Origin of the sequence: Roseateles sp. So40a (assembly GCF_048081605.1) — a bacterium.
Taxonomy (GTDB): domain Bacteria; phylum Pseudomonadota; class Gammaproteobacteria; order Burkholderiales; family Burkholderiaceae_C; genus Roseateles.
The window spans coordinates 2,610,797-2,637,076 of record NZ_CP182288.1; the positions used below are offsets into that span (position 1 = coordinate 2,610,797).

General features: G+C 70.0%; 29 protein-coding genes. 13 read left to right on the plus strand and 16 right to left on the minus strand.

The genetic code is table 11. The features are described 5' to 3' along the window. The first annotated feature begins 51 nt into the window (after positions 1 to 51). Both ACNI65_RS11910 and ACNI65_RS11915 read left to right on the plus strand, forming a co-directional pair. On the plus strand, positions 52 to 345 hold the full coding sequence (locus tag ACNI65_RS11910) for a hypothetical protein (protein ID WP_416763241.1): 294 nt from the start codon (positions 52 to 54) through the stop codon (positions 343 to 345). After that, entirely contained in the window at positions 335 to 2,176 is a 1,842-nt protein-coding gene (locus ACNI65_RS11915) for a chitinase (RefSeq protein ID WP_416763242.1), read from the plus strand. The genes ACNI65_RS11910 and ACNI65_RS11915 overlap by 11 nt, the downstream gene beginning before the upstream one ends. 230 nt (positions 2,177 to 2,406) lie before the next feature. On the opposite strand, the gene ACNI65_RS11920 is transcribed toward ACNI65_RS11915, so the two are convergent. The 11 genes from ACNI65_RS11920 to mltG form a co-directional block, all read right to left on the minus strand. Then, positions 2,407 to 2,955 (minus strand): hypothetical protein, encoded by a 549-nt coding sequence (locus tag ACNI65_RS11920; protein ID WP_416763243.1) that lies wholly within the window; start codon positions 2,953 to 2,955, stop codon positions 2,407 to 2,409. 47 nt (positions 2,956 to 3,002) lie between these two features. Next, positions 3,003 to 3,164: a DUF1328 domain-containing protein gene (locus ACNI65_RS11925; RefSeq protein ID WP_083525687.1), complete on the minus strand. Its 162-nt coding sequence runs from the start codon at positions 3,162 to 3,164 to the stop codon at positions 3,003 to 3,005. Between the two features lie 238 nt (positions 3,165 to 3,402). Further along, positions 3,403 to 4,143, minus strand: a complete 741-nt coding sequence (locus ACNI65_RS11930; RefSeq protein ID WP_416763245.1) for a hypothetical protein — start codon at positions 4,141 to 4,143, stop codon at positions 3,403 to 3,405. A 24-nt stretch (positions 4,144 to 4,167) separates the two neighbouring features. Next, positions 4,168 to 4,827, minus strand: a complete 660-nt coding sequence (locus ACNI65_RS11935; protein ID WP_416763246.1) for an OmpA family protein — start codon at positions 4,825 to 4,827, stop codon at positions 4,168 to 4,170. Positions 4,828 to 5,014: 187 nt separating this feature from the next. Continuing rightward, a complete protein-coding gene (locus ACNI65_RS11940; RefSeq protein WP_416763247.1) occupies positions 5,015 to 5,275 on the minus strand; it encodes a hypothetical protein in 261 nt (86 codons plus the stop codon). 175 nt (positions 5,276 to 5,450) lie between these two features. Further along, entirely contained in the window at positions 5,451 to 6,158 is a 708-nt protein-coding gene (locus ACNI65_RS11945; protein WP_416763248.1) for an ankyrin repeat domain-containing protein, read from the minus strand. A 1-nt stretch (position 6,159) separates the two neighbouring features. Then, positions 6,160 to 6,945 (minus strand): TatD family hydrolase, encoded by a 786-nt coding sequence (locus ACNI65_RS11950; protein ID WP_416763249.1) that lies wholly within the window; start codon positions 6,943 to 6,945, stop codon positions 6,160 to 6,162. Positions 6,946 to 7,009: 64 nt separating this feature from the next. After that, positions 7,010 to 7,408 (minus strand): PilZ domain-containing protein, encoded by a 399-nt coding sequence (locus tag ACNI65_RS11955; protein ID WP_416763615.1) that lies wholly within the window; start codon positions 7,406 to 7,408, stop codon positions 7,010 to 7,012. Between the two features lie 65 nt (positions 7,409 to 7,473). Then, complete coding sequence (holB, locus tag ACNI65_RS11960; RefSeq protein WP_416763250.1) at positions 7,474 to 8,535, minus strand: DNA polymerase III subunit delta'; 1,062 nt, start codon at positions 8,533 to 8,535, stop codon at positions 7,474 to 7,476. After that, positions 8,529 to 9,140, minus strand: coding sequence for a dTMP kinase (gene tmk / locus ACNI65_RS11965; protein ID WP_416763251.1), 612 nt, complete (start codon positions 9,138 to 9,140; stop codon positions 8,529 to 8,531). The genes holB and tmk overlap by 7 nt, the downstream gene beginning before the upstream one ends. A 36-nt stretch (positions 9,141 to 9,176) precedes the next feature. Further along, positions 9,177 to 10,172, minus strand: a complete 996-nt coding sequence (mltG, locus tag ACNI65_RS11970) for an endolytic transglycosylase MltG (protein ID WP_416763616.1) — start codon at positions 10,170 to 10,172, stop codon at positions 9,177 to 9,179. Positions 10,173 to 10,282: 110 nt separating this feature from the next. Here mltG and ACNI65_RS11975 point away from each other — a divergent pair, with 110 nt between their 5' ends. From ACNI65_RS11975 to ACNI65_RS11990, 4 genes are read left to right on the plus strand one after another with little or no spacing between them, the layout of a single operon-like run. Further along, the gene (locus tag ACNI65_RS11975; RefSeq protein WP_416763252.1) at positions 10,283 to 11,272 is read left to right on the plus strand and encodes a YgfZ/GcvT domain-containing protein; all 990 of its coding nucleotides are present in this window, start codon (positions 10,283 to 10,285) and stop codon (positions 11,270 to 11,272) included. Further along, positions 11,269 to 11,613 (plus strand): DUF4936 family protein, encoded by a 345-nt coding sequence (locus ACNI65_RS11980; protein WP_416763253.1) that lies wholly within the window; start codon positions 11,269 to 11,271, stop codon positions 11,611 to 11,613. The genes ACNI65_RS11975 and ACNI65_RS11980 overlap by 4 nt, the downstream gene beginning before the upstream one ends. Then, entirely contained in the window at positions 11,613 to 13,346 is a 1,734-nt protein-coding gene (ybaL, locus tag ACNI65_RS11985; protein ID WP_416763254.1) for a YbaL family putative K(+) efflux transporter, read from the plus strand. Before ACNI65_RS11980 ends, ybaL begins: the two co-directional genes overlap by 1 nt. A gap of 47 nt (positions 13,347 to 13,393) precedes the next feature. Further along, a complete protein-coding gene (locus ACNI65_RS11990) occupies positions 13,394 to 14,674 on the plus strand; it encodes an alpha/beta hydrolase family protein (RefSeq protein ID WP_416763255.1) in 1,281 nt (426 codons plus the stop codon). 39 nt (positions 14,675 to 14,713) lie between these two features. Here ACNI65_RS11990 and ACNI65_RS11995 read toward each other — a convergent pair whose 3' ends face one another. Beyond that, positions 14,714 to 16,756, minus strand: a complete 2,043-nt coding sequence (locus ACNI65_RS11995) for a hypothetical protein (protein ID WP_416763256.1) — start codon at positions 16,754 to 16,756, stop codon at positions 14,714 to 14,716. 188 nt (positions 16,757 to 16,944) lie between these two features. Here ACNI65_RS11995 and ACNI65_RS12000 point away from each other — a divergent pair, with 188 nt between their 5' ends. The 5 genes from ACNI65_RS12000 (at position 16,945) to ACNI65_RS12020 (ending at position 19,900) form a co-directional block, all read left to right on the plus strand. Further along, entirely contained in the window at positions 16,945 to 17,475 is a 531-nt protein-coding gene (locus ACNI65_RS12000; protein WP_416763257.1) for a GbsR/MarR family transcriptional regulator, read from the plus strand. 72 nt (positions 17,476 to 17,547) lie between these two features. Continuing rightward, positions 17,548 to 18,066 carry a thiol-disulfide oxidoreductase DCC family protein gene (locus ACNI65_RS12005; RefSeq protein ID WP_416763258.1) on the plus strand — a complete coding sequence of 173 codons (519 nt, stop codon included), beginning with the start codon at positions 17,548 to 17,550 and terminating at the stop codon, positions 18,064 to 18,066. A gap of 5 nt (positions 18,067 to 18,071) precedes the next feature. Further along, on the plus strand, positions 18,072 to 18,971 hold the full coding sequence (locus tag ACNI65_RS12010) for an NAD-dependent epimerase/dehydratase family protein (RefSeq protein ID WP_416763259.1): 900 nt from the start codon (positions 18,072 to 18,074) through the stop codon (positions 18,969 to 18,971). Then, the gene (locus tag ACNI65_RS12015; RefSeq protein ID WP_416763260.1) at positions 18,953 to 19,342 is read left to right on the plus strand and encodes a DoxX-like family protein; all 390 of its coding nucleotides are present in this window, start codon (positions 18,953 to 18,955) and stop codon (positions 19,340 to 19,342) included. The genes ACNI65_RS12010 and ACNI65_RS12015 overlap by 19 nt, the downstream gene beginning before the upstream one ends. Before the next feature lie 81 nt (positions 19,343 to 19,423). Then, on the plus strand, positions 19,424 to 19,900 hold the full coding sequence (locus tag ACNI65_RS12020; protein WP_416763261.1) for a DUF2269 family protein: 477 nt from the start codon (positions 19,424 to 19,426) through the stop codon (positions 19,898 to 19,900). A gap of 33 nt (positions 19,901 to 19,933) precedes the next feature. Here ACNI65_RS12020 and ACNI65_RS12025 read toward each other — a convergent pair whose 3' ends face one another. Continuing rightward, entirely contained in the window at positions 19,934 to 20,614 is a 681-nt protein-coding gene (locus ACNI65_RS12025; RefSeq protein ID WP_416763262.1) for a hypothetical protein, read from the minus strand. 80 nt (positions 20,615 to 20,694) lie between these two features. Between ACNI65_RS12025 and ACNI65_RS12030 the strand changes: the two genes are divergently transcribed. Next, the gene (locus tag ACNI65_RS12030) at positions 20,695 to 21,210 is read left to right on the plus strand and encodes a GAF domain-containing protein (protein WP_416763263.1); all 516 of its coding nucleotides are present in this window, start codon (positions 20,695 to 20,697) and stop codon (positions 21,208 to 21,210) included. A 5-nt stretch (positions 21,211 to 21,215) separates the two neighbouring features. Continuing rightward, on the plus strand, positions 21,216 to 23,174 hold the full coding sequence (locus ACNI65_RS12035) for a bifunctional 2',3'-cyclic-nucleotide 2'-phosphodiesterase/3'-nucleotidase (protein ID WP_416763264.1): 1,959 nt from the start codon (positions 21,216 to 21,218) through the stop codon (positions 23,172 to 23,174). A gap of 80 nt (positions 23,175 to 23,254) precedes the next feature. Here the strand turns inward: ACNI65_RS12035 and ACNI65_RS12040 are convergent, their stop codons facing one another. The 3 genes from ACNI65_RS12040 to sbcB all read right to left on the minus strand — a co-directional run bounded on the left by ACNI65_RS12040 (position 23,255) and on the right by sbcB (position 26,235). Beyond that, on the minus strand, positions 23,255 to 23,557 hold the full coding sequence (locus ACNI65_RS12040; RefSeq protein ID WP_416763265.1) for a flagellar basal body protein: 303 nt from the start codon (positions 23,555 to 23,557) through the stop codon (positions 23,255 to 23,257). A 193-nt stretch (positions 23,558 to 23,750) separates the two neighbouring features. Further along, the gene (locus ACNI65_RS12045; protein WP_416763266.1) at positions 23,751 to 24,680 is read right to left on the minus strand and encodes a GGDEF domain-containing protein; all 930 of its coding nucleotides are present in this window, start codon (positions 24,678 to 24,680) and stop codon (positions 23,751 to 23,753) included. A gap of 97 nt (positions 24,681 to 24,777) precedes the next feature. Then, positions 24,778 to 26,235, minus strand: coding sequence for an exodeoxyribonuclease I (gene sbcB / locus ACNI65_RS12050; RefSeq protein WP_416763267.1), 1,458 nt, complete (start codon positions 26,233 to 26,235; stop codon positions 24,778 to 24,780). Positions 26,236 to 26,280 lie beyond the last annotated feature (45 nt).

A 26,280-nucleotide genomic window follows, 5' to 3' on the forward strand; every position in this document is an offset into this window, starting at 1 on the left:
TCCGAGCATGTCGGCTTCGCTTCGCTCGAAGCTTGATTGCCCGGAGTTTCCATGATCCCCCTCGCGCTTTCGCGCCTGATCTCCCTGTTCCAACGACGATGGCCGGCCCGCCCGGCCGTCGGCGCTTGCGCGGTGCCGATGCTGTTCGGCGCCCTCGTCCTGACCGGCTGCGGCGGCTCGTCCGGCCCGGCATCCACGGACACCCCTCCCCCTCCCCCCGTCGCCCGCACCGCGCCCGCGCTGACGGTGACCCCGCAGCCGCAGTTCGCGGCCAGCGGTCCCGGCTCCTATCAGGAAGCCCTGCAGAACTACCAGCAGGTCGGCGAGGTGCTCCATGGTCAATGAGATTCGCACCTGCCGCCCACGCTGGACGCAAGCGCTGCGCGTGGTCCTGTTCACGCTGCTGGCCGCCTGCGCCAGCGCGATGATCCTCACCGCGCCGGTGTGGTCCAGCGGTGCCACCTCCCCCACCAATGCGCCGGCCTGGCGCGCGGCCACCACCTACGCCAACGCCAACCAGTACGTCACCTTCCGCGCCACCGTGGACGGCACGACGAAGGAAGGCGTGTTCGTCAACGCGTGGTGGACGCAAGGCGAGAGCCCGAGCTTCACCAGCGGCGATGGCCCGTGGAAGCTGGTCGGCCACGCCAAGGTGATCGCCGCCGACGGCAGCGCCACGCCGGACCTCGCACCGCGCTGGAACGCGGCGACGGCCTACACCGGCGGCACCGTCGTGTCGGCGGTCGTCCAGGGCGCGAAACGCTGCTTCAAGGCCAAGTACTGGAACCGCGACACCGATCCGGCCGCGTCGGTCCAATTCGATTGGCAGACGCCTTGGGACGCCCTCGCCAGTTGCCCGACGTCGACATCGGCGTCGGACGCCACCTCCAGCCCGACCACCGACGTCGTCATCGACAAGCTGCCGCCGAGCCCCGCCAACCAGCCGGTGACGCTGCCGGCCGGCACGCCGGTCGTGCCGCCGGTGATGCCCGTCTCGCCGCCCGCCACAAGCACGCCCGCGCCCGCGCCCGTGCCCGTCGGCGACGCCGGCAGCACCTTGCCGGCCACGGGATACGCCTTCCTGCGCCAGGTCACCGACGCGGACTGGAACTGGCTGTTCCCGCTGCGCTCCGGCCGACTGGTGGCCGGTGGCGCCGAGCGCAACTCTCCGCCGTTCGCCAAGGCCGACGGCTCCACCGACACCTTCACGCTGCCCGCGTTCCGCCGCGCGGTGCTCGAGTACAACCGCTGGGCCGCGGCCAACGGCTTCAAGCAGTTCCTCAATGAAGGCACGGCCAAGCAGCAGGCCCAGGAGTTCCTCGTGTTCTGGGCCAAGGCCTCGCGCGAGACCTCGGGGTCCTGGGAAGGCGCGCCGTCGCCGTGGATCGAGCCCTACACGGACCGCGCCGGCGTTCGCACGCAAGTGTGGAAGGGCGGGCTCTACTGGGTCGAGGAAGTCGGCTATTCGACCGCCGCCGACGGCACGAGCAAGGCCATCGGTTATGTCGACAGCGGCTCGGCGGACTTCCCGCCGGTGCCCGGCCGCTCGTACCACGGCCGAGGCGTGATCCAGCTGTCCTGGAACTACAACTACGGCGCGTTCTCGCACTGGCTCTATGACAACGGCCTGATGCGCGATGTGATCACCGCGCGCGACACGCTGCTTCGTCGACCGGATCTCGTCGCCACCAACGGCGCGCTGTCGATCCTGTCGGGCGTGTGGTTCTGGATGACGCCGCAGGGCCAGAAGCCGTCCTCGCATGACGTGCTGTACGGCGACGTCACGCACATCTCCACCAGCGGGGACGATCCCGGCCTGCCCCAGCTGCGCACCGGCATGACCGTCGCGGGCAAGACCACTGGTCCGGTGGCCGCGGGCGACACCACCGATGAAGCGGTGATGGCCTTCCGCATCGGCACCATCATCAACATCGTCAACGGCGGTCTGGAGTGCAATGGCGCGGCCTCGTGGCACAACGGCCCGCCGCAGCGCATCAGCTACTACAACGCGTACGCGACCTACTTCAATGAGAAGAGCAGCTCGCCGATCGCCTCGACGCCGGTGACGCGCGTGACCAAGGCCACCAATCTGTGGACGGCCAAGATCTCCGCGAGCTCGGACGAGACCGTGCAGAGCGCCACCTGCTTCAACCAGAAGTCCTATTACGGCTGGTAAGCCAGGCGGATCACCCCAACGCCAACCCAAAGAAAACGGCGCCCCTCGGGGCGCCGTTGCAGTTGGTGTCGACAGGGGGAGCCAGGCGGGCTGTTGGAGTTGTTGACCTGGATCCGCCGGTGCGACGACAGCGAGGTTCGGCGTTGCCGTTCCGCGCCCCCACCGGGGTTGTTCTTCAGAGCCGATCAGCACTGGTGATCGGCAGTGGCCACCGGGTCGGCGGCCGGGGATCAGCGCTGGTTGTAGCGGGCCTTGGCCGAGTTCACGCACACGTCCTTGGCGTCGCCCGACAGCGTGTTGCACTTCTCGGAGGCCAGCTTGTAATCGGCCTTCACGCGGGTCTCCTCGGCATCATCGACGGCGGCGGCGACCTTCTTGTTCATCTTCAGGTCAGCCTTGGCCTTCTCGTACGAGGTCTTGGCCTCGCGCTGGCAGACGTCCTTGGCTTCGCCGGAGCGGTCGTCGCAGCGTTCCTTGGCCACGTCGTAGCGCGCTTCATAACGCGCCTCGACCAGCTTGGCCTCGTCCTTGGCGTTGCCGCTGTAGTTGTATTCCAGCTGGGCCAGCGCCACGTCCTCGCGGCCCTTGGCCTCCTTGACGCAGATGTCCTTGGCGTTGCCCGACAGCTGGTCGCACGCATCCTTGTCGACCTTGTAGGTCTTCTTGATGTCGTCCTTGGCGCCGTCGTACACCGACTTCGAGAAGTTGGCGGCCTGGGCCATGCCGGCGCACAGGCTGAGGGCGGCGGCGATGAGGGCTGCGGTGGCGGGCTTGTTCATGGATTTCCTTTGGTTGTTGTGGGGGACGTGATCGAGCGACGAGAGCGTCACTTGCGCAACAGGCTCATCACGAAGGTCGCGACCGCCATGATCACGAACACGAAGAACAGGATCTTCGCGATGCTGGCGGCGCCGGCAGCGATGCCGCCGAAGCCGAACAGCGCGGCGATCAAGGCAATGACAAAGAAGACGACGGCGTAGTGCAGCATCTTGGTTCTCCTGCGCGGCACCGTGCCGCGATGGAATGAACTGTAGGGACTGCGCCGCGCCGCCCGGGCAGTCCCGGGCCGCGAGCGCGCGTCGGAGCGCTCACCGACGCGCTGTAGGAATGGACCTACCGCGCCCTTCCCCTGCCCTGCCTCCGCCTCTGCCCACCTGCCCGATCGATCCCGAGCCCGAAAAGCAAAAGGCCGGCGAATGCCGGCCTTGCTGCGGAGCGGAAAGCGCTCACCAGATCTTCTGGAAGGTCACCCCGACGCGACCGCCACGAGGACGGAAGGTCAGCGAGGATTGCCCGCTCAACTCCATGCGGAAGCCCTTGCGCAGGTCGGCATAGGGTTTGCGGCTGTTGAACGCCAGGCCCACCCGCACCTGTCGCTCGCGGTTGTTGAGACCGGCCACGTTGAGCTCATCAGCCTGCGGCCGCTGCGGGTCCAGCAACGGTGTCTGCAGGAAGGCATGGGAGCGCGGACCGGTCGGCATCGCGACGCCGACGAGCACACCGGCGTCGCCGGCCGCGCCGGGACGCAGGTTCTGATACGGCGCGGACTGGAAACCGCCGACAGCGGCCCCGCGCTGCTCGACCCCCACCCCCAGCCGCATGCCGCTGCCGGCCCAGGGCTTGGCCCACACCATCGTCTGCGTCGCCTGGGCGGCGCGCCCTTGCCAGCCGGCGGCACCGGCGGACTGGTTGGCGGTGGCCAGCGGCTCGGCGGCGTGCTGGGTCACGGTGTAGCGCGATCCGCCGTTGCGGCCGCTCTCTCGCGCGGTCTCGCTCAGCCTGGCCGACTGCGACCGCGCGCGGTCCGCGAGACTACGCCCGCTGAGCTCGACGCGGTCATCGAGCGAGGTGGGCGTCGGATCGACGGCCGGAGCCGCCTGGGCCAGCGAGCCCATCGACAGGACCGCCGGCGCGAAGGCCGCGGCGAGGAGGAGATTCCGGGGGCAGAAGTGGCAGAAGGCGTTCATGGCTCAACTCCCGTTCTGAACAGCTTAGGACGCGGGTTGTGACAGGAAGATCTCGATCCGACGATTGGCGGCCCGGCCGGCTTCAGTGGCATTGCTCGCCACCGGCTGCCGGCCGCCGCGGCCCTCCACGAGCAGGCGGCCGCGCCGCACGCCGTGCTGGACCAGGTACTCGCGCACGGACTCGGCGCGGTCCTGCGACAGCGGTCCGTTGACCGCGTCGCCCGACGCGCTGTCCGTGTGGCCGACGATGGTCACGCGCACCGGGTCGTCCAGACCGCGCGCGACCTCGTCCAGCACCGGACGCAAGGCCGGCTTCAGCTCCGATCGGCCGGGCTCGAAGGCCGCGTCCATCGGAACGATCAACTTCAACTGGTTGTCCGTCGTACGTACGACGGACACGCCGTGGCCCGTTCCGGCGCGGACGACAGCCTCACGGCGGCCTTCCATGCGGGGAGTCCAGAGATTGCCGCCGAGGACGGCAGGCGCGGCGCCGGGTGCCGCTTCAGGCGAGCCGGCCGGTGACTGGCTCGCGGAGCCGCTCATCGACGCGCAGCCGCCCAGCGTCAGCAGGACCGCGGCGGCCAGGAGGGGGAGACTGCCCGCGAGCCAACGATTCCAGCCTCGCGCCTCGATCCGATCGACGGCAATCAACGGAACGATGACGGAATCATGAGGGCGGCGCATGTTGTCTCTCCGGGGTCAGGGTCAAGGCGTCGGTCACACGGTAGTCGGACCAGCTTGAGCATCATCCTAGGGAGATCACGGGGCGCCGGGTGTAGTCGGGCGGCGGAAGCGCGAGTCGGACTGCGCCGACAAGGTTTCCCCGAGGTCCGAGCGGCCCGGGACGATTGCCCCGGCAAGGGTCAGGGGCTCAGGCGTTGATCGAGGTGTCCGCCGGCTCGTTGTCCAGCGGCAGCAGGTCGGCCTCGGTCAGCTCGGCGGCATCGACTTCCTCGTCGAAGCGGGCCTGGTCGGCGGCGCCGCGGTGCGCGATCAGCGGCTTGTCCAGCGGGCGGTAGACGCGGCTGCGCAGACGGGCCAGACGCTCCGAGCAGGCCACGTCGTGCACGACGCGCTCCGGGTCGATCAGCATGGCGAACGGGTTGGCGGCGAAGGAGGTCGAGGTCTGCATGGCGGTCTCCAGAAGGATTCAGTTGATTCCGTGGGGCCTGGCTGCGAGGGCTTGAGGCGCCGCCGACACCGTGTCGGCATGGGATGAACTGTAGAGACCGGCCCCGGGCGCCAACAGTGGGCGGCCCGCCAAACCGTATGTCGGACGAATTCCTACGGGATTGCCAGCAGCCGCCTCACGGCGCTGTCCGTCCGGCGCCGGAAGCCTTGGCGCGCGCCTTGGCCAGGCGATCGAGCTTGTCGGCCATGTCGTCCTGACCGGCGCGACGGGCGAAATCGGCGGCGCTCAGTCGCTGATCGTTCAACAGCGTCACGTCGGCGCCGGCCTCGATCAGGATCTCCGCGCCGCTCAGACCGCCATAACCAGCGGCCATCATCAGCGGCGTCGTGCCGTTGGGCGAGCGGGCATCGAGCTCCGCGCCCTGCTGGACCAGCCAGCGCACGACCTGCTCATTGGGGCCGGCGGCCGCGTAGTGCAGCGCGGACCAGCCGGGCTCGTTGATCAGCGCGCCATGCGCCACCAGCGCCTGCACCCAGTCGAGGCGGCCCTTGATCGCAGCGAGCATCAGCGGCGTCTCTCCGGCCTGGTTGATGGCCTTGACGTCGGTGCCGGGGCTCTTGAGCAGCGCCTCGAAGGCCTTGCCCGATTCCTCGCGGATGGCCACGTGCAGCGCGGTGTTGCGCTGCGCGTCGCGGACATTGGGATCCACGCCCTTGAGCAGCAGCGACATCACCGTGCTGGCGTGGTCATTGCGCGCGGCGACGTGGAGCTCGGGCGCCTCGGCGGCCGGTGCGGAAGGTACGACCGGGGCACCGATGGCGCCACCCGCCAGCAGCGCGACGGCGAGCGCCAGGGACACCGGAACGGCGGCCAGCGCGCGCATCTCAGGCCGCTTCCGGCAGCCGGAACAGCCGGCGCGTGTTGGCCGTGCACTGCGCGGCCAGCGTTTCCACGGGCACGCCGCGGACCTCGGCGATCAGCTTGGCCACATGCGGCACGTAGGCCGGCTGGTTGAGCTTGCCCCGGTACGGGACCGGCGCCAGGTAGGGGCTGTCGGTCTCGATGAGGATGCGATCGTCGGGAACCATCCGCGCGACCTCGCGCAGGTCGGCGGCGTTCTTGAAGGTCACGATGCCGGAGAACGAGATGTGGAAGCCCAGGTCCAGCGCCGCCTTGGCGACGTCCATCGTCTCGGTGAAGCAGTGCACGACGCCGCCGGGCTGGCCGGCGTCTTCCTCGCGCATCAGCCGCAGCGTGTCCTCGGCCGCCGAGCGCGTGTGGATCACCAGCGGCTTGGCCGTCCGGCGCGCCGCCCGGATGTGGTTGCGGAAGCGCTCGCGCTGCCATTCCATCTCCTCGATGGTCCGGCCGTTCAGGCGGTAGTAGTCCAGCCCGGTCTCGCCGATGGCGACGACCTTGGCGTGCGCCGCGCCCGACACCAGTTCGTCGACGGTCGGTTCATGGACCTCGTCGCTGTCCGGGTGGACACCCACCGTGGCGAAGAGCTGCGCGTGCGCGTCGGCGATCTCGCGGACCTCGGGGAACTCCTCCATCGTCGTGCAGATGCACACGGCCTGGGTCACCTGCGCCGCGTCCATCGCGGCGAGCAGGTCGGGGAGCTGGGACTTGAGCTCGGGGAAGCTCAGGTGGCAATGGGAGTCGATGTACATCGCAAGGTCGCCGCCGTCAGCGGTGCTGGGCGCAAGGGGGAACAGGTCGCCGGAAAGCGGGTCGTCAGATCGTCTGCGTCGGCTTGGCCGAGGAGATCGCGGTGCCGAGCAGCTCCTCGATCTTGAGCTTGATCAGCCGGGTCTTCTCGTCGCCGGGGAACCGCACGCCGACGCCCTGCGTGCGGCCGCCCGACGCGTTGGCCGGCGTCAGCCAGGCGACCTTGCCGGCGACCGGATAGCGGTTGGGGTCTTCGGGCAGCGTCATCAGCAGGTAGATGTCCTCGCCGAGCTTGTATTCGCGCGTGGTGGGAACGAAGACGCCGCCTTCCGAGAAGATCGGGATGTAGGCCGCGTACAGCGCGCCCTTCTCCTTGAACACGAGCTGGATCACGCTGGGCCGGCTGCTGCCGGCGGGGGCCGGGGCCGGACTCCCCGGGGCGGATGCGGGCGGCGTGGTGCTCATCGGTTTCAGGCTGAGTTCGCTCATGAGGGGCGAGTCTACTCGCCGCGCCCGCGGGTCAGATTCGGTTACCGCGCCGGGCGCATCGCCTGTTGCCCCTGGGCCACCAGCGATTCCATCAGCAATCCGGCGTTGAGCGGGTGGTCCGCGTGGCGCGCCGCCTGCAGCAGCACCTTGGCCCACTGCTCCAGCGCCGCGCGCACCGCGGGCAGCTTGGGCAGGGCATCGCGCGGGAAGTAGGCCGGACCGGCCCCATGGGCGATGCGCATCAGGTCGTGCACGAGGCGCTGCATCGCCGCGATCGCGCGCGGCACCGGCCAGTCGGTCAGCGCCGAGGCTTCGCCCCGGGCGATGCGCCGCGGCAACTCCAGCCAGGTCTTGGCGCCCAGGCCCTCCTCGCTCCAGAGCAGCGCCTCCTGCGGCCGGCCGCCGGTGGCGTCCAGCAGCACGCCGGGCTGGTCCACGCCCTGCGTGGTGAGCCAGGCCAGCGCGGCATCGCGCGCGGGCAGCGCCATCTGCAGCGGCTGGCAGCGGCTGCGGATCGTCGGCAGCAGTTGCTGCGGCGCGGCGCTCGCCAGCACGAAGCGCAGCAGGCCGGCGGGCTCCTCCAGCGTCTTGAGCAGCGCGTTGGCCGCGACCGTGTTCAGCGCCTCGGCCGGATACACGACGACCACCTTGGCCTTGCCGCGCGCGGCGCTGACCTGCGAGAACGCCAGCGTCTGGCGCACCGCCTCGATCTTGATTTCCTTGCTGGGCTTGGTCTTGCTGGCCTTGGCCGAGCCACCCTCGCCCTCCGCGTCCATCGCGCCGAAGCCCAGCGGCTCTCGCAGCGCCTCGGGCAGCAGGACCTGGAAGTCCGGATGCGAGCGCGCGCGCAGCAGCCGGCAGCTGGCGCACTGGCCGCAGCCGGGCTGATCGTCGCCGGTGCGGGCCTCGCAGAGCCAGGCCTGCGCCAGCAGCAGCGCCAGGTCGAACTGGCCGACACCGGCCGGCCCCTGCAGCAGCAGCGCGTGGCTGCGTCCCTGCGTGAGCGCGCGCCGCAGCGGCTCGCCCAGCCAGGGCAGCGGGAGCTGGCCGTTCTCGGCCAGCGCGGTCACGCCGTCGGCGTCGATGGCGGTGTCGCTCACCATCCGCGGCGCTCCAGCTCGGCGCGGATCTGGGCCGCGACGCCCTCGATCGTGTCACCGGCGTCGATGCGCACGATGCGCGCCGGGGCCGCCTCGGCCCGGCGCTGGTAGCCGGCCCGCACGCGGCTGAAGAAATCCAGGTCCAGCTGCTCGAGCCGGTCCGCGTCTCGCGCCTGCGCGCGGCGCTGGGCGGCGATGGCCGGGTCCACGTCGAACCAGAAGGTCACATCGGGCTGGCGCCCCTGCTGCACCCATTGCTCCAGCGTCGCCAGCACCTGCCAGTCCATGCCGCGGCCGCCGCCCTGGTAGGCGAAGCTCGCGTCGGTGAAGCGGTCGCAGAGCACGGTCTGCCCCAGCGCGAGCGCCGGTGCGATGACCCGTTGCACGTGATCGCGCCGCGCGGCGAAGACCATCAGCGCCTCGGTCAGGCCGTCCATGTCCTGGTGCAGGAACAGCCCGCGCAGCGACTCGGCCAACGCCGTGCCGCCGGGCTCGCGGGTCTGGACCAGGTCAGCGCCGCGCTGGCGCAGATGCTCGGCGACGGTGGTGATGTGGGTGGACTTGCCCGCCCCGTCGATGCCCTCGAAGGTGATGAAACGACCGCTCACGCGTGGCTGCTCTCTTGATCTCGGTGCGGGCCTGCCTCAGCGGCCGCGCTGGTACTTGTTGACGGCGCGATTATGCGCGGCGAGGTCCTCGCTGAACTGGCTCGTGCCGTCCCCGCGCGACACGAAATACAGCGCCTTGGACGGCGTCGGATGCAGCGCGGCCTGCAGCGCGGCCAGCCCCGGCATCGCGATCGGCGTGGGCGGCAGGCCGCCGCGCGTGTAGGTGTTGAACGGCGTGTCGGTCTGGAGATGGATCTTGCGCAGGTTGCCGTCGAACTCGGCGCCCAGCCCGTAGATCACCGTCGGATCGGTCTGCAGCGGCATGCCGGCCTTGAGCCGGTTGACGAAGACCGCCGCCACCAGGCCGCGGTCCACCGCGGCGCCGGTCTCCTTCTCGACGATGGAGGCCAGCACCAGTGCCTCATCGGCGCTCTTGAGCGGCAGGCCGTCGGCCCGGCCGGACCAGGCGCTGTCCAGCCGCTTGCGCATCAGCGCGTGGGCGCGCTTGAGCACGGTCAGGTCGCTGACGCCGCGGCTGTAGGCGTAGGTGTCGGGGAAGAAGCGGCCCTCGGCGGGCTGGTCGGGCACGCCCAGCGCGGCCATGACCTGCGCGTCGGTCATCGACGCCGTGGTCTGCTTGAGCGCGGGCGCGGCCGCGATCGCGGCGCGCAGCTGGCGGAAGTTCCAGCCCTCGATGATGCGCAGCTGCTCCAGCACCTGGTCGCCGCGGACCATCTTGTCGAGCAGCTCGCGCGGCGTCACGCCGGCATGGATCTCGTAGCTGCCGGCGCGGATCTTTCGGGCCTGGCCGGAGTAGCGGAACCACGCGTACAGCAGCCGCGGGTCGGTCTCCACGCCCGCGGCGATCCAGGCCTGCGCGACCTGCTGCGGCGCGGTCCCCGGTTCGATGGACAGCTCCACCTCGGGTTTGGCCAGCACCAGCGGCGATTGCAGCCACCACATCACCGCCCCGGCGGCCCCGGCGCCCAGCAGCGCGGCCACGATCAGCACCGTCAGCAGCCAGCGCCCGATGCGACCGCTCTGCCGCTTCGGTTTTTTCGCAGTGCTGAGAGATTTGTTCTTCGCGCGTGACAAGACCCGGTGCCCTTCGTGAAATGCGGGGGCTGATGATAATCGGCCCCATGATCGAAGACCTCCACCACGCCCCGCTGCCCGTGCCGTCCTCGGCGCTGGGTGCCGTCCGTCTCGCTGACTGGGGGGTGATCCGCGCCCAGGGCGAGGAATCCGCCAAGTTCCTGCACACGCAGCTGACGCAAGACCTGGCCCTGCAGACGCCGGCCCAGGCCCGGCTCGCCGGGTACTGCTCGGCCAAGGGCCGGCTGCTGGCGACGATGCTCGCGATCAAGCCCGACGAGCAATCCGTGCTCCTGGCGCTGCCCGCGGACGTCCTGCCCGCCACGGTCAAGCGCCTGTCCATGTTCGTGTTGCGCGCCAAGTGCAAGCTCAGCGACGACAGCGCCGCCTGGGCCGTGTGGGGGCTGTCGGGCGCGCAGGCGCGTGACTGGCTGGTCGATCGACTGGGCGGCGCGGCGCCCGCGGACATCTGGACCGTGGGCCGCCTGGCCCTGGCCGATGGCCGCGAGGCGTTCGCCACGCGGCTGCCCGATGACGGCGTGACGCCGCGTTTCCTGCTGCTGCAACCGGCGGATGCCGCGGCGCCCGCGCTGCCGGTCATCGACCCGGAGGAGTGGCAGGGGCTCGACGTGACGGCCGGGCTCGCCTGGATCCGTCAGCCGACGGTCGAGCAGTTCGTACCCCAGATGCTGAACCTGGAACTGATCGGCGGCGTGAACTTCCAGAAGGGTTGCTACCCGGGTCAGGAGATCGTCGCGCGCAGCCAGTACCGCGGCACGATCAAGCGCCGCACCCACCTGTTCGCGATGGAGGGCAGCGACGCCGACGCCACGCCGGGCCAGGAGATCTTCCACAGCGCCGATCCGGAGCAGCCGGCCGGCATGGTCGCGGGCTTCGGCCGGCTGGAGGGCCGTCCGCTGCTGCTGGCCGAGGTCAAGCTCGCCGCGTTGGAGTCCGGCTCGCTGCACCTGGGCAGCGCGCAAGGCGCCGTCCTGACCCCCCGTCCCCTGCCCTACGTCATCGGAGAACCTGAATGACCACCTCGCCGCCGACGCGCGCCGCCGCGCCCCCCGCCGTCCATCCTGCGGACCGCTCGCCCCCGCCGGTCGAGCTCTACGTCTACTACCGCGTCCACGCGGACCAGCTCGCGGCCGCGCTGGCCGCCTTCGAACAAGCGCGCGAGGGCCAGCCGGTGCGGCTGCTCCAGCGCCATGACAACGATCCGGTCTTCCAGACCTGGATGGAGATCTACGGCGCCGATCTGCCCGACGTGGCGGACGCGGAGCGCCGGATCGCCGCCGCCCTGGGCGCGTTCGCGCAGGGCCCCCGCCACCGCGAGGCCTTCGCCGCCGTCGCCGGTCCGGGAGCGGCACGCTGATGGAACACAACGTCTCCCTCATCTCCACGCTGGCGGCGGGCTTCGGCCTGGCGCTGATCCTGGGATTCATCGCCGAGCGCATCAAGCTGCCGGCGCTGGTGGGTTACCTGCTCGCCGGCATCGCGATCGGACCGGCCACGCCGGGCTTCGTCGCCGATGTGGGCATCGCCGCGCAGCTGTCCGAGATCGGCGTGATGCTGCTGATGTTCGGCGTCGGGCTGCACTTCTCGCTCAAGGACCTGATGGCGGTCAAGCGCATCGCGCTGCCGGGCGCCGTCGTGCAGATGGGCGCGGCCACGCTGCTGGGCATGGGCCTGGCGATGTGGTGGGGCTGGCCGGCCGGCCAGGCGCTGGTCTTCGGGCTGACGCTGTCGTGCGCGAGCACGGTGGTGCTGCTCAAGGCGCTGGAGGCGCGCGGCACGCTGGAATCGGTCAACGGCCGGATCGCGGTGGGCTGGCTGGTGGTCGAGGACCTCGCCACGGTGCTGATCCTGGTGCTGCTGCCGCCGCTGGCCACCGTGCTGGGCGGCAATCCGACGCCGGGCGCCGAGGAGGCCCCGCTGTGGCGCACCATCGCCGAGACGCTGGCGCAGATGGCGGCCTTCGTCGTGCTGATGCTGGTGGTGGGCCGCCGCGTGCTGCCGTGGATGCTCTGGCAGGTGGCGCGCACCGGCTCGCGCGAGCTCTTCACGCTGATGGTGATCGCCGTGGCGATCGGCATCGCGTACGGCGCGGGCGTGCTCTTCCACGTGTCCTTCGCGCTGGGCGCGTTCTTCGCCGGCATGGTGATGCGCGAGTCCGAGTACAGCCACCGCGCCGCGCAGGAATCGCTGCCGCTGCGGGATTCGTTCTCGGTGCTGTTCTTCGTGTCGGTGGGCATGCTGTTCGACCCGATGACGCTGGTGGAACAGCCGCTGCACCTGCTGGGCGTGGTGGCGATCGTGATGCTGGGCAAGGCCATCGCGGCCACGGCGATCGTGATCCTGTTCCGTTATCCGCTGAACACGGCGATGACGGTGTCGGCCAGCCTGGCGCAGATCGGCGAGTTCAGCTTCATCCTGGCCGGACTGGGCCTGCAGCTGGGCCTGCTGCCCAAGGCGGGCATGAACCTCGTGCTGGCCGCGGCGCTGATCTCGATCGCGCTGAACCCGGTGATGTTCGCGATGATCCGGCCCATCCAGCGCTGGGTGCTGGAGCGGTCCTCGTTCGCGCGCAAGCTCGAGTCGCGCGACGATCCCTACGCCGAGCTGCCGCAGACCACCGAGCGTCAGTACCTGGAAGGCCAGGTGGTGCTGGTCGGGTACGGCCGCGTGGGACGCCGCATCGCACAGGCGCTGACCGAGCGCGACATTCCCTTCGTCGTCGCCGACCAGGGCCGCGAGACCGTCGAGGGGCTGCGCAAGCGAGGCATGGCGGCGGTCAGCGGCGACGCGAGCGACCCGATGGTGCTGGTCCAGGCCCACATCGCCAATGCCGCGATGCTGGTGGTGGCCGTGCCCGACTCGATGAAGGCGCGGCAGATGGCCGACACGGCGCGGCAGCTGAACCCGGGCATCGAGATCGTGCTGCGCACCCACGGCGAGGAAGAGTCCGCGCTGCTGCGCCGGGAGCAGCTCGGCACCGTGTTCTACGGCGAGGAGGAACTCGCCAAGGGCATGAGCCGGCATGTGCTGCGGCGCTTCAACGCGGAGATTCCCGACGAGCTGTCGGTCGCGGCATCGCCGGCGCATTGAACGCCAGCTTGTCGCCGGTTTACATCGTCCGCTTAGCGTCGCCGCCCATGATCGATCCGACCCAGCCGGCCGCGCGCGCCGCTTCCCCCATGGCCCCGGTCACACCGGCCGCCATGGCGTTCCCGCGGCCGGCGCGCTCACTGCGCTGGACCATCGCTGCGGTGATGGGCGCCGCGGTCCTGCTCGCGGGATGTGGCGGCACGCCCAAGGCGCGGCTCGATGAACAGCAGCAGCAGCGCGACTTCAACGCTCGCGGCTACGCGCCGCGCGACGACGCCGCGATGGTGTTGCCCGTCGTCTGGCGGCTGCGCGGCGAGGACGTCCGGCTGAGCCTGACACTGCCCGCCGCGGGCGTGTCCGCGCCGGTGCCGCAGCCGGTGATCGTCTACCTGCCCGGTCTGGGCGAGAACGAGACCGCCGGCATCCGCTGGCGCCGCGCCTGGGCGTCGGCGGGATATGCCGTGCTGTCGCTGCAGCCGCTGGAGGACGACGCGATGGCGTGGTCCTCGGAGCTGGCGCGCTCGGCCGAGTTCACCGAACTGGGCCGGCGCCATTACGCCGACGCGCAGATGCGGCGCCGGCTCGTCCGGATGGATGAACTGCTGGCCGAGGCGCAGCGGCTGGGCCGTGAGGGCAACGCGCCGTGGCGGGCGCTGGACTGGTCGCGCACGGTGGTGGCCGGGTATGAACTCGGCGCGCAGATGGCGATGGCGCTGGCCGGCGAACGCCAGGCGGATGGCTCGGTGCTGCGCTCCAGCGCGATCCAGCCGATCGCCGCGATCGTGATCAGCCCGCAGGTGTTCGCGCAACCGGAGGCGGCGCGATATCGCGAGGTGTCGATCCCGGTGCTCGGCCTCACGGGCGCGGCCGACAGCGACGTGCTGGGCCTGGTGCGCGATGTGGCGTGGCGCCAGGCGCCGTTCACGGCGATGCCGGCGGGGCGAGGCCGGCTGCTGAGCGTGAACGAGGTCCGCCACGCGGCCTTCGCCGGGAATGAGCCTCGCGCCGAGGACGTCGAGCGCGAGAACAAGCGCATCCGCGCCGCCGAGGATCAAGCCCAGTCGCAGCCGCAGGGCCGCCGGAGCGGCGGCATGCGCGGCGGCCGGGGCGGCCAGGAAGGTCCGACGCGCCTGGCGCCCGTCCCGGCGGTTCCCGACTACCGCCAACTCCACGAGCAGCAGCTGGGCCTGATCGCCGCGCAACAGGTCAGCGTGGCCTTCCTCGATCTGCAGGTGAAGCGGTCGGAAGCGGCACAGACCTGGTTGGCAGGACCGGCAAGCACCTGGTTGTCACCTGCCGGGACCTGGCGGGGGCCTGCTGCACCGTGACCGCGCCGTCGGGCGGAGAGCTCACTCGGGAACGCCCGGTCACAACGGCGGCACCGAGGCGGCTGACACGGGTGGGATGAAGTAGAGGAATTCGAGGAGGATGACGCCTCCGGCGCTGGCCATTCCATCCCGATTGCCTTCCGTGTTGCCCGCTCGATCGAACACCACGTAATTGAACACATTGGGACCAGGCTTCAGCAACTCGCTGGGCAATGCGGCGTCCGTCAGGCCACGGTGCCATTCGTACGGCACGGGCCCTCCTCCCATTCCTCCAAGCGTGGTCCCACTTTTCGAGACTTCACCGTCACGATAGACACCGACATCCCACGTCGCCTTGGGCTCGAGGGATTTGAGGGCGAGCGTCCCGGCATTCACCACGATGAACGACGCGTTCTTGTCGTTCGGGTCGTAATCCGTTCCCTTGTAGTTGACCTTTTTTCCCTCAATGAGTTTTCCGGTGTCGCCACGGCTCAACCGGTAGTCGGACAACTTGGGCGGCGTCCTGTCGATCTCGAAGTCGAGCTTTGCCTCCGCGTTGACGACCCCTGCCGAATTGAAGGCGCGGACCTGCACCGCCACCGCGCCCTCGTCCTTGAACAAGGCATTGGCAAGCTCGTTCGACGCGGCTCCCGGCACCCACGCGCCGCCATTGATCTGGTACTCCCAGCGCGCATGCGCCAACGGATCCAGGCCGCTCACGTCCAGCGTGGCGTCATAGGTCAAGCGGTCGGACAGTTGCGCCTTGGTCCGTCCGGTGTCGTGGCGCAGCTTGACGCGCAAGGTGTCTGCGACTTCCACGGTCCTCGAGGTGACGTCGCTTTCATTCCCGTGGGCATCGAACTGCATGACCCGCACCGCATGCATGCCCTTCTCCCACAGCAGCTCGTGCGTGATGGCGTCGCCCTGCCCAGGCAGCCAGGGTCGGCCGTCGATGGAGAACTGCCAGCGGGCGTCCGGCTCCAGCGCCTTCACCTTCAATCGCTCCCCTCGATGCATGACGACATCGGTCGTCGGCGCATCGATGTGGGCCGGCAACTCGGCCACCAACCCGGGCGCGTTCGGTGGGGTCAGTTCCACGTGCAGCCGAGTCCACGGCGATTCGTTGCCGGCCTCATCGACCATCGCCGCCGAGATCTGACCCGCGCTGGCCGGCAGGCCCTCAGGCAGGCGCACGGCACCGTGGCGGTGATGATGCTCCGTCGCCACCCCATCCTGCGACGACGACCACTTCAGCGTCCCCGGTTCCGACGGCTGCAGCACGACGTAGCCCGGCTCCCGGAGTTGGGTGCCGCGGTCTCGCAGCGTGGTCGGCTGGAAAACGACTTGCGGGATCGCCGGAGCCGTTCGATCGAGGACGAACTCCAGCTGCTGCTCCGCGCTGATCGCACCATCGGGTGCGCGTTGTCGAGCCAGCACGCGTTGATGCCCGTCGGGGCGATCGTCGAAAACGGAAGCTGTGATGCGATCCTGGACGGCAGTCCAGGTCTGCCCCCCATCGAGGCTGACCTCGGCCATGGCGCCCGGGCGCAGCTCGCGGGTGTCGACATCGATGTCGGCCAGCCGGGTGATGCCGTCTCCTGCCGTGCCGGTGTCTTCCACCAGCGTGAGCCGCGGGGCCTTCAGCGGCGCCTCCTTGGGGTCCGGATTCGGATCGGGCTTCGGATTCGGCTTGGGTTCCGGTTCGGGCTCAGGCTTGGGTTCTGGTTTGGGCCCAGGTTTGGGCTCCGGTTTGAGCTCAGGTTTGGGGCCGGGCTTGGGTTGAGGTGTCGGATCGGGAGGGGGCGAGACCGGCCCCGCCTTCGCGGAGGGCCAGGGATCGGACCCCGCGGCGGCCAGCGCCGCGCCACCGACCGCCGTCGCGCCGACGGCCCAGACCAGCAGGCGTTCGCGATCAGAGGAGGAGTCTTCAACGACGATCCCACCCAGCTCTTCCTCGCTGCCGGCCGGAGGGTCGGCCACGTCCTCGACGGCCCCGTCCTCGATCCCGTCCTCACCGTCACGCCGCCCTCGGGCCGCCACCCGGCGTCGCGCTTCCGGGATCGGATCACGGCTCACGCTCGGCTCGATCGATCGCTTCAACATCTGAACACCCCTTCAAGGCAAACGAGCAGTATGAAAACTCCCTCGGCTCGCCGCACTCGTGCCGACTGGGGGTCCATGGACGGCCCGCCGCCTCAAGCTGTCTACCGCCTTCCCCATCCAAGGGCTCCGCGTTCGCATGCGAAAATTTCTGTGTTGACAGAAATTTCTGTCGGACTACAGTTCGCGGCATGGAACTCACCGACACCGCTCGCCGATTCGTCCTGCACTGGGGCGAGATGGGCAGCGCCTGGGGCGTCAACCGCACCGTGGCGCAGATCCACGCCCTGCTCTACTTCCACGGCCGGCCGCTGAATGCGGAGGAGCTCGCCGAGACCCTGTCGGTGGCGCGCTCCAACGTCAGCACCAGCCTGAAGGAGCTGCAGAGCTGGAACCTGATCCGCGTGACCCACGTGCTGGGCGACCGGCGCGACTACTTCGAGACGACCGCCGACGTCTGGGAGCTGCTGCGCACCATCGTGCGCGAACGCAAGCACCGCGAATTCGATCCGACCGTGCGCATGCTCTCCGAGCTGGTCGCCGACGAGGGCTTCCAGAACGAATCCCCCGACGCCCAGGACCGCGTGCGCGAATGCCTGCGGCTGATGCAGACGCTGGGCGCCTGGTCCGAGGAAATGATGCGGCTGTCGCCGGCGACGCTGGAGAAGGTGCTCAAGCTCGGCGCCAGCGTGCAGCGTTTCGTGCGGGGCGACGGCAACTGAACGCCGCCCTTTTTTTGAACACGAATTTCTGTCTTTACTGAAATATCGAACGATCACCTCAAGGAGGACGCGATGACTGCCGCCACCCTGAATCCCGATCCCGGTGCCTATCCGCTGACGCTGTATTTCGATGGCGCCTGCCCGATCTGCAACGGCGAGATGCGCAACCTGATGCTGCGCAACACGGCCGGGCTGCTGCGGTTCGTGGACATCGCCGAGCCGGGCTTCTCGGCCTGCCCCGCCGGCACCGACCGCGCGGCGCTGATGGCGATGCTCCATGGCGTGCGGGCCGACGGCCGGCTGTCGACCGGGTCGGAAGTGCTGCGACTCGCCTACCGCGGCGTGGCGCTCGACTGGGTCGCGCGCGTGACCGAACTGCCAGGCCTGCGCTTCCTGTTCGACCGCGCCTACCCGGTGGTCGCCCGCTACCGCTACCTGGTGCCCAAGCCAGTGGCGCACCTGGTGCTCGAAACCGCGCTGCGACGCGCGGCGGAACGCCGTGCCGGCGCCTCGGCCTGCCGGGATGGCGCGTGCGACATCGCGGCCGGCGACGCGCGGACCTATACCAAGCCGACCGCTTCCAAGGAGTGAGCACCATGGACCACGCTCCCCAATCCCCCCGTCCCGCCGTGCGTTCGGTGCTGGTCTGCGGCGCCAGTGGTTTCGTCGGCCGGCGCGTCGTGCGCGCGCTGCGTGAGGCCGGGCTGGCCGTCACCGCCGGCGACTCCCGGACCCACGATTTCCAGCGCGGCCTGACGCCCGAGGCCTGGCTGCCGCGGGTGACCGGCTTCGACGCCGTGGTGAACGCCGTCGGCCTGCTGCGCGACACCCCGCGTCGCAAGCTCGAGCCCATCCACCACCAGGCGCCGGCCGCGCTGTTCGAGGCCTGCGCCCGGGCGGGCGTGACGCGGGTGGTCCAGATCTCGGCCAACGGGGTGGAACGCAGCGCGACCCGTTATGCCTCCACCAAGCGCGCCGCCGACGAGGCGCTGCTGCGGCTGCGCGCGGAGGGCCGGCTGGACGCCACGGTGCTGCGTCCGAGCATCGTCTTCGGCCGCGGCGGCGCGAGCACGGCGCTGTTCATGACGCTGGCACGGCTGCCGGTGCTGGTGCTGCCGCGCGCGGCGGTCCAGGCCCAGGTGCAGCCGGTGGCGGTGCCGGATGTCGCGTTGGCCGTGCTGCGGCTGCTGCAGGACGGCGGCCCGGAGGTGGTCACCGCGGTGGGTCCGCGCGCGTTGAGCCTGGCGGACTACATCGGCGAGCTGCGCCGTCAGCTCGGCCACGGCCCGGCGCGCGTGATCCCGTTGCCGGACGCGCCCAGCCGCTGGAGCGCCCGGCTCGGCGACCTGGTGTCGAGCTCGCCCTGGAGCAGCGAGAGCCTGTCGCTGCTGGAGCAGGACAACGTCGGCGATGCCTCCGCCTTCGAGCGCGTGCTGGGCCGTCCGGCGGTGCCGGTCGAACGATTCGTGGAGGCCGCATGGGCATCGGGCTTGTGAACTTCCGCCACCGCCGGACCCGGCGGGTGGCCCGCGGCGGGCTGATCGCGCTGTGGCTGATGACCGGGCTGGTCAGCCTGATCGAGGTCAACGGTCAGAGCCGCGCGCTGATGGAGGCGGCGTCGACGCCGCAAGCGTGGATCGAACCGGTGATCGTCGCGGGGGCGCTGGCGGACGTGCTGATCGGCGCGGCCATGTGGCGCTGGCATCGGCGATGGGTCTACCGGCTGGCGGGCGCGATGATGCTGCTGATGACCGCGGTCGCGACGGTGATTCTTCCGAGCCTGTGGCTGGACCCGCTGGGCTGCCTGAGCAAGAACCTGCCGGTGGCGATCCTGCTGCTGATCCTGGACGAGGACGCGCCGGCCTGAGCCGGGGCGCCAAGAGCCTCCAACAACGACGTCCAACGGCGACTTCCAACAACAACTTCCAAGAGACCTCAGGGGGAATCCATGAACAGCTATCTCGTGATCAAGTGGCTGCACATCGTGTCGAGCGTGCTGCTGGCGGGGACGGGTTTCGGCTCGGCCTTCTATCTGTTCTTCGCGAACCGGAGCGGCTCGATCGCGGCGCAGGCGGTGGTGGCGCGGCTGGTCAAGCGGGCGGACTTCTGGTTCACGACGCCCGCGGTGATCGTGCAGCCGGTGACCGGCGTGTGGCTGGCGTCGCAGGCGGGCTGGTCGCTGGACACGCCGTGGCTGGCGCTGTCGATCGGGCTGTACGTGGTGATCGGCGCATGCTGGCTGCCGGTGGTGTGGCTGCAGATCCAGCTGTCGCGGATGGCGGATGCCGCGCTGGCGAGCGGGCAGCCGCTGCCCGCGCTGTACTGGCGCTACGCCCGGTGGTGGGAAGGCCTGGGCTACCCGGCCTTCGCCGGCGTGCTCGTGGTCTTCTACCTGATGGTCAACAAGCCGATGTTGTGGGGATGAGGTCTGCGCGCGATCACCGGACGTGCAGGACGATCACTCGACGATCAGCGTGTAGCTGACGGCCTGGGACATGTCCGAGAGCGCCCCGCCAAAGTTGATCGTGTGCCGGCCGCGCGGCAGCGGCTTGAGCATCACGTAATAGCCGTTGGCGGCCGCCGGGAAGACGCGCCAGCCGTGGGGGTTGCGCGCATACGGGTTGAAACACTCCGGGCTGGGCTGCCGATGGCGTTGCAGGCCGTCCTGGCGCACGCCGTCGATCTCGAGCACCAGCAACTGCGCGTTGTCGGTGTCTCGACCGGCATCGCGGGTCACGTCCGCGCAGGTGCGCGCCGCGCCGCGGCCGACCGCCATGTGGAGCATGTTGACCAGCGGGAAGAACAGGTACTTCTCTGCCGGGACCCGGCAGGTGCGCACGGTCCGCGCGGTGCCGTAGGTGCCGGCGAGGAAGAAGACGTCGCCCGATTGGCGGTTGCCGCACTGGGCGCCGGTGCGATCGGCGACGGGGCTGAAGTCATCGTCGAACGAGAAGGCCCACTCCCACCAGCGCCGCGACCACTCGGCCTGCGTCACCCAGCCGACCTGCTCGTTGGGGGCGAGCAGCGGGGAGCTCGAGCGCGCCTCGCTGGTCGCGGCGGTGGCGGTGTCGGCCGCATCCGCGGGGCTCATTGCCAGCAGGCCCAGCAGAAGTGCTGCGGACCAAGACAGGTTCTTCATCTTGTGATCTCCCTTGAAGCGGGCGCATTCTCGCCGCGCCGCGAAGCAGCCGTGCGTGACCTCCGCCACAATCCCGCCCCATGAGCTTCGAACCCACCCCGATGCTGGACATGGCCAGCCCCGAGGCCAAGCGCGCCTCCTATGACACCCTCGTCGCCCAGACGCAGGCCCTGATGCACGGCGAGCGCGACCGCATCGCCAACCTCGCGCAGTTCGCCGCCCTCGTCTTCAACGCCGTCCCGACGCTGAACTGGGCCGGCTTCTACCTCGTCCACCCCGCCAACCCCGAGGAACTCGTCCTCGGCCCGTTCCAGGGCAAGGTCGCCTGCGTGCGCATCGCCTTCAGCCGCGGCGTGTGCGGCGCCTGCGCCCGCACCCGCGAGGTCCAGCTCGTCGAGGACGTCCACGCCTTCCCCGGCCACATCGCCTGCGACGCCGCCTCCCGCTCCGAGCTCGTCCTGCCCGTCGTCACCGACGGCACGCTGCGCGCCGTCTTCGACCTCGACAGCCCCGAGCCCGCCCGCTTCGACGCCATCGACGCCGACGGCTTCCAGCGCGCGCTCGCCGTCCTCGTCGCCGGCACCGACTGGGCCTGACCGGCATGCGCGCCCGTCATGCGCTGGCCGCGCTCGGCCTGATCGCCGGCTCGGCCCTGTCGCTCGTGTCGATGCCGCTGTCCGCCGCGGAGCTCAAGCTCCGCGTGCTGGAGACCAGCGACATCCACATGAACCTGCTGAACTACGACTACTACCAGGACCGTCCGGCCCAGGAGTTCGGCCTGGCCAAGACGATCACCCTGATCCACCGCGCCCGCGCCGAGTCGCCCAACAGCCTGCTCTTCGACAACGGCGACCTGCTGCAGGGCAACCCGCTGGGCGACGTCGTGGCCCGCGTCAAGCCGCTGGCCGCCGGTGACGTCCACCCCGCCTACAAGATCCTGAACCTGCTCGACGTGGACGCCGCCAACCTCGGCAACCACGAGTTCAACTACGGCCTGCCCTTCCTGCGCCAGGCCATCGCCGGCGCGAATTTCCCCTACCTGAACGCCAACGTGATGGAGGCCGACGGCCACCGCCACGCGTTCACGCCTAGCGTGCTCCTTGAACGCGCGATGCGCGACGAGACCGGCCAGGCGCACACCTTGAAGATCGGCGTGGTCGGCGTGACGCCGCCCCAGATCCTGGAATGGGACCGCCAGAACCTCGCCGGCAAGGTGCAGGTCCGCGACATGGTCGAGGCCGCCACCGAGCAGGTCACCGCGCTGCGCCGCCGCGGCGCCGACCTGGTCGTCGTCATCGCCCACACCGGCATCGACAAGACCGAGCTACCCCGTCTCTCGGAGAACATGGCCGCCCAGCTCGCCCGGGTGAAGGGCGTGGACGTGCTGCTGCTCGGCCATGCGCACACCGAGTTCCCCGGTCCCGGCTTCGCCGGTTATCCCGGGGTCGACCTCGCCAAGGGCCAGCTCTTCGGCACGCCCGCGGTCATGCCCGGCCGCTGGGGCGATCACCTGGGCATCGTCGACCTGACCCTGAGCTCGACCGGCAAGACCGCGCCCGGCCAGCGCTGGAAGGTCTCGCACAGCCGCGCCAGCCTGCGCCCGATCTTCGACCGCGCGACGCGCAAGCCGCTCGCCGACGCCGACCCGATGCCCGCCGTCGTCATCGCCCAGGAGCACCAGGCCACGCTGGACTACGTCCGCAGCCAGGTCGCGGTGGCCGACCAGCCCATCCACAGCTACTTCTCGCAGGTGCTGGACGGCAACGCGGTCCGGCTGGTCGCGCAGGCGCAACTGGCCTACGCGCTCAGGGCGGTCCAGGGCACGGCGCTGGAGAAGCTGCCAATGCTCAGCGCCGCCGCGCCCTTCAAGTCCGGCGGCCGCCAGGGCTGGACGCAGTACACCGACATCCCCGCCGGCCCCGTCGCGATCAAGCATGTGGCCGACCTGTACGTCTATCCGAACACCGTCAAGGTCGTGAAGCTGACCGGCGCGCAGGTGCGCGACTGGCTGGAGATGTCCGCCGGCCAGTTCCGCCGCATCGATCCGCAAGGGCCGGCGCGTCAGGACGTCGTCGACACCGGCTACCCCAGCTTCAACTTCGACATGATGCTGGGCCCGGACAACGCGCTGCGTTATGAGCTGGACCTGACCCAGCCGGCGCGTTTCGACAAGGACGGTCAACGCCAGGGCTCCGGCGATGCGCACCGCGTGGTGAACCTCACCTGGCGCGGTCAGGCGCTGGATGAGCGCGCGGAGTTCCTCGTCGTGACGAACAACTACCGCGCCTACGGCGGCGGCCATTTCCCGGCGCTGGCCGCGGACAAGGTCGTGGTGGACGCGCCCGATGAGACGCGCGAGGCCGTGGCGCACTTCCTGGCGTCGCAGCCCTCGCTGAGCGCCGCGGTGGCCGCGCCGTCCTGGCGCATCCGGCCGGTCCCGGGCGTGACGATGCAGTTCGTGTCGGGCAACGGCGCCCTCGCCCACCTGAAGGACACGCCCCAGGTCCAGCGCGTGAAGGACAACGGCGACGGGTCGTCGCTGTTCGAGCTCAGGCCCTGATTCACGGGCATCCGCACAGGCATGCGGAAATGACAACGGCCGCTCGAAAGCGGCCGTTTGTCATTGGAAAGTGCGCTTGCTCAGACGTGGATGTCGAGCAGCGCGCCCTCGGCCCGGATCTGGGTCTGCAGCACGCGCAGGTTGGCGACGTACGCGTAGGTGGCCGACTTCTGTTCGACGACGTCGGTGGCGAGGTCCTCGCCCGGGGTGGGCACCTTCTCGACCTTGGTCGTCACGCCATTGCCGTCGGCGGCGGTCTCGGCCTCGATGCGCTCGCGGCGATAACCGGGCGTCGACACATTGGCGATGTTGTTCGCGGAGGCGCGCAGCCGTTCATTGGCGGCGGAGATCCCGGACAAGGCGGTCGACAGGCTGACGGACATGGGCTTCTTTCCAGTATCCCGGCCTCAAGCGACCGGACATACCGCCGTCATCGGCACTTGCCGGCCGATCTTTAGAAAAGAAATGGATTTTTCCGGCTTTTCTTTTGATCAATGATCCGTTAATCGCACAAATCAGGCGACTTGGGCCGAACCAGCTCTGGCGGACCGGCCCGGCTTGGCCGGAGGAGGCGGATCAGGCGCCCGCCAGTTCCTCGAAGCTGCCGCTGGAGATGAACACCCGGACGCTGTCGCCGCCGGAGGCCTTGGCCTCGGTGCAGGCGAGCTGGCCGGCGCCGAGCACCGCGTCGACGGTATCCAGCGAGGGCTGCAGCTGCACCACGCCCAGGCTGGCCTTCACGCGGGCCCGATGCAGGCCCCAGCGCAGCCGGTAGCTGGCGATCGAGGAGCGGATCTTCTCGGCCACGATCTGCGCGTAATGCTGGTCGCAGTCCGGCAGCAGGACGACGAAATGGTCGTTTTCCAGCCGCGCGACGGTGTCGGAGGCCCGCACCTTGGTGATCAGCATCTGGCCCAGCCCGTACAGGAAGTGGTCCGCGACCTCCGCGCCCATGCCCTGGACGATCTCGGTGAACTTGTCGATGTCCACGAACAGCACCGACACCGGCTCATGGCGGCGGCTGCCGACGTGTTCGGCCAGGCGGCGCTCCATTTCCCGGCGGTTGGCCAGTTCGGTGACGTCGTCATGCTTGGCCGACCAGGTCGGCTGCAGTCGTAGCTGCCGGGCGGCGGTGACGTCGTCGACGATCCACATCGCCTCGCCGGCGGGCTGTTCCCAGTGCACCGGGGTGGCCTGGAGCCGCCCCCAGAAGCGCGAGCCGTCGCGGCGGACGAACTCGATTTCCTCGTCCAGCGGGCGTCCCGCGCCGAAGGCGGTGCCCATGCGGGCCTGCAGGGCCTGGTGCGAGGCGTCGGAGACGACGGCCGAGCGCTGGTCGGTGCCGCTCAGGTCGGTGTCGTCCCCGTGCCCGAAGAGGTGGTTGAACTGTTCGCTGACCACCTCGAAGCGGCCCGCGGCCACGAAGGCCACGGCCAGGGGCGCCCTCACCAGCATGGCCCGCATGCGGGCGGCGATCGGGTCGGCGGCGTCGTGTTGGGATTGCATGTCGTCTCCTGGCGTATGGATGACGGTGTACCTGTTTTGATCGGGACTTGGAACCCCGGGGAGCACCGGGTTCAAGGGCTGCCCGTTCAGCGCGAAGTCACGGCGGTGGGGGCGCGATGTGCTCTGCCCATTCGTAAAGCGCCGACAGGATCTCCCCGGCGCGTTCGTCTTCCGACTCCTCCGCCGTCTGCGCCAGCGTGTCGATGCGCTCGAAGAAGGCCTCGAGCGTCTGCGCGCCGCCGGCGCCCTCGTGCAGCCGCACGGCGCGGTGATGCTCCCAACGCGCCTGCTCCTCCCCGCTGAGCGTCTCCGGGAAGTTCCGGGCACGGTATCGGAAGAGGATCTCCTCCAGCCGGGCGTCCTCGAACGCCGCCTTGCCCTGTGCGACGCGGTCCGCCAGCGCCTGCGGCGCCAGTCCACGCAAGCGCTCCAGCGTGCGCCGGTCCTCGTTGGACACGAACCCGCCGTACAGGTCCTCGTCCACGTCGACGCCGCCCTCGCCCGCCGGACGCTGGAACACCTGCGGCCAGGTCCGGCCCATGTCCCCACCGCGCGCGGCCAACGTGCGCGCATGCGCCAGGCCCTGCTCGATGTCCATGCCCCAGCGCTGCGCCATCTCCGGCGACAGGATCTTGAGCGAGGCGATCACGATCGGCGACTTGTTCACGTGGATCGTCTTGATCGGCAGCCGCGTGACGCCCTCGGGCAGCGCTTCCTGCTTCGTGTACATCCGCAGCCGGATCGCGTCGGCGTCCAGCGTCAGCAGCTCGGCCGGATCGAAGGCCAGGTCCCAGACGATCAGCTCGTTCTTGTTGGTCGGGTGCGGCGCCAGCGGCCACACCAGCGCGATGCAGCCGCGGTCCGGCCCGTACATGCCCGACACGTGCAGGAACGGCCGGTTCATGCCGATCTCGGCCCAGACGGCGTCCTTGCGGCGCAGCTTCAGGCAGAAATCCCACAACCTCGCCTGCTTTTCCTTGATCAGCCGCGCCAGCGCGATCGTGGCCCGGACGTCGGACAGCGCATCGTGCGCCGCCTCGTGCGCCAGCCCGTTCGCGGCGGTCAGGTGCTCCAGCTTGAACGAGGGCCGGCCGTCCTCGTGCTTCGGCCACTCGATGCCCTCGGGCCGCAGCGCGTAGGCGCAGCGCACGACGTCCAGGAGGTCCCAGCGGCCGCAGTCGTTCTGCCATTCCCGGCCATACGGGTCGATCAGATTGCGCCAGAACAGGAAGCGCGTGACCTCGTCGTCGAAGCGGATCGTGTTGTAGCCCAGGCCGACGGTGCCCGGACGGGACAGCTCGGCGTGGATCTCGGCGGCGAAGCGATGTTCGGGCAGGCCTTGCTCGGCGCAGGTCTGCGGCAGGATGCCGGTCAGCAGGCAGGACTCGGGATCGGGCAGCGAATCGGTGGGCGGCTGGCAGTACACCATCAGCGGATCGCCGATCTCGTTCAGCTCGGCATCGGTGCGGATGCCGGCGAACTGCGCCGGGCGATCGCGGCGCGGCACGCGTCCGAAGGTCTCGTAGTCGTGCCAGTAGAAAGTCATCTCATGCATGGGGCGGCACGATACCTCAGCCTCATGGATACTTCGGCGCCCTGG

Coding starts and splice junctions, on each gene's coding strand:
- ACNI65_RS11910 (WP_416763241.1), top strand. CDS start 52: ATGATCCCCCTCGCGCTTTCGCGCCTGATCTCCCTGTTCCAACGACGA.
- ACNI65_RS11915 (WP_416763242.1), top strand. CDS start 335: ATGGTCAATGAGATTCGCACCTGCCGCCCACGCTGGACGCAAGCGCTG.
- ACNI65_RS11920 (WP_416763243.1), bottom strand. CDS start 2,955: ATGAACAAGCCCGCCACCGCAGCCCTCATCGCCGCCGCCCTCAGCCTG.
- ACNI65_RS11925 (WP_083525687.1), bottom strand. CDS start 3,164: ATGCTGCACTACGCCGTCGTCTTCTTTGTCATTGCCTTGATCGCCGCG.
- ACNI65_RS11930 (WP_416763245.1), bottom strand. CDS start 4,143: ATGAACGCCTTCTGCCACTTCTGCCCCCGGAATCTCCTCCTCGCCGCG.
- ACNI65_RS11935 (WP_416763246.1), bottom strand. CDS start 4,827: ATGCGCCGCCCTCATGATTCCGTCATCGTTCCGTTGATTGCCGTCGAT.
- ACNI65_RS11940 (WP_416763247.1), bottom strand. CDS start 5,275: ATGCAGACCTCGACCTCCTTCGCCGCCAACCCGTTCGCCATGCTGATC.
- ACNI65_RS11945 (WP_416763248.1), bottom strand. CDS start 6,158: ATGCGCGCGCTGGCCGCCGTTCCGGTGTCCCTGGCGCTCGCCGTCGCG.
- ACNI65_RS11950 (WP_416763249.1), bottom strand. CDS start 6,945: ATGTACATCGACTCCCATTGCCACCTGAGCTTCCCCGAGCTCAAGTCC.
- ACNI65_RS11955 (WP_416763615.1), bottom strand. CDS start 7,408: ATGAGCACCACGCCGCCCGCATCCGCCCCGGGGAGTCCGGCCCCGGCC.
- holB (WP_416763250.1), bottom strand. CDS start 8,535: ATGGTGAGCGACACCGCCATCGACGCCGACGGCGTGACCGCGCTGGCC.
- ACNI65_RS11975 (WP_416763252.1), top strand. CDS start 10,283: ATGATCGAAGACCTCCACCACGCCCCGCTGCCCGTGCCGTCCTCGGCG.
- ACNI65_RS11980 (WP_416763253.1), top strand. CDS start 11,269: ATGACCACCTCGCCGCCGACGCGCGCCGCCGCGCCCCCCGCCGTCCAT.
- ybaL (WP_416763254.1), top strand. CDS start 11,613: ATGGAACACAACGTCTCCCTCATCTCCACGCTGGCGGCGGGCTTCGGC.
- ACNI65_RS11990 (WP_416763255.1), top strand. CDS start 13,394: ATGATCGATCCGACCCAGCCGGCCGCGCGCGCCGCTTCCCCCATGGCC.
- ACNI65_RS11995 (WP_416763256.1), bottom strand. CDS start 16,756: ATGTTGAAGCGATCGATCGAGCCGAGCGTGAGCCGTGATCCGATCCCG.
- ACNI65_RS12000 (WP_416763257.1), top strand. CDS start 16,945: ATGGAACTCACCGACACCGCTCGCCGATTCGTCCTGCACTGGGGCGAG.
- ACNI65_RS12005 (WP_416763258.1), top strand. CDS start 17,548: ATGACTGCCGCCACCCTGAATCCCGATCCCGGTGCCTATCCGCTGACG.
- ACNI65_RS12010 (WP_416763259.1), top strand. CDS start 18,072: ATGGACCACGCTCCCCAATCCCCCCGTCCCGCCGTGCGTTCGGTGCTG.
- ACNI65_RS12015 (WP_416763260.1), top strand. CDS start 18,953: ATGGGCATCGGGCTTGTGAACTTCCGCCACCGCCGGACCCGGCGGGTG.
- ACNI65_RS12020 (WP_416763261.1), top strand. CDS start 19,424: ATGAACAGCTATCTCGTGATCAAGTGGCTGCACATCGTGTCGAGCGTG.
- ACNI65_RS12025 (WP_416763262.1), bottom strand. CDS start 20,614: ATGAAGAACCTGTCTTGGTCCGCAGCACTTCTGCTGGGCCTGCTGGCA.
- ACNI65_RS12030 (WP_416763263.1), top strand. CDS start 20,695: ATGAGCTTCGAACCCACCCCGATGCTGGACATGGCCAGCCCCGAGGCC.
- ACNI65_RS12035 (WP_416763264.1), top strand. CDS start 21,216: ATGCGCGCCCGTCATGCGCTGGCCGCGCTCGGCCTGATCGCCGGCTCG.
- ACNI65_RS12040 (WP_416763265.1), bottom strand. CDS start 23,557: ATGTCCGTCAGCCTGTCGACCGCCTTGTCCGGGATCTCCGCCGCCAAT.
- ACNI65_RS12045 (WP_416763266.1), bottom strand. CDS start 24,680: ATGCAATCCCAACACGACGCCGCCGACCCGATCGCCGCCCGCATGCGG.
- sbcB (WP_416763267.1), bottom strand. CDS start 26,235: ATGCATGAGATGACTTTCTACTGGCACGACTACGAGACCTTCGGACGC.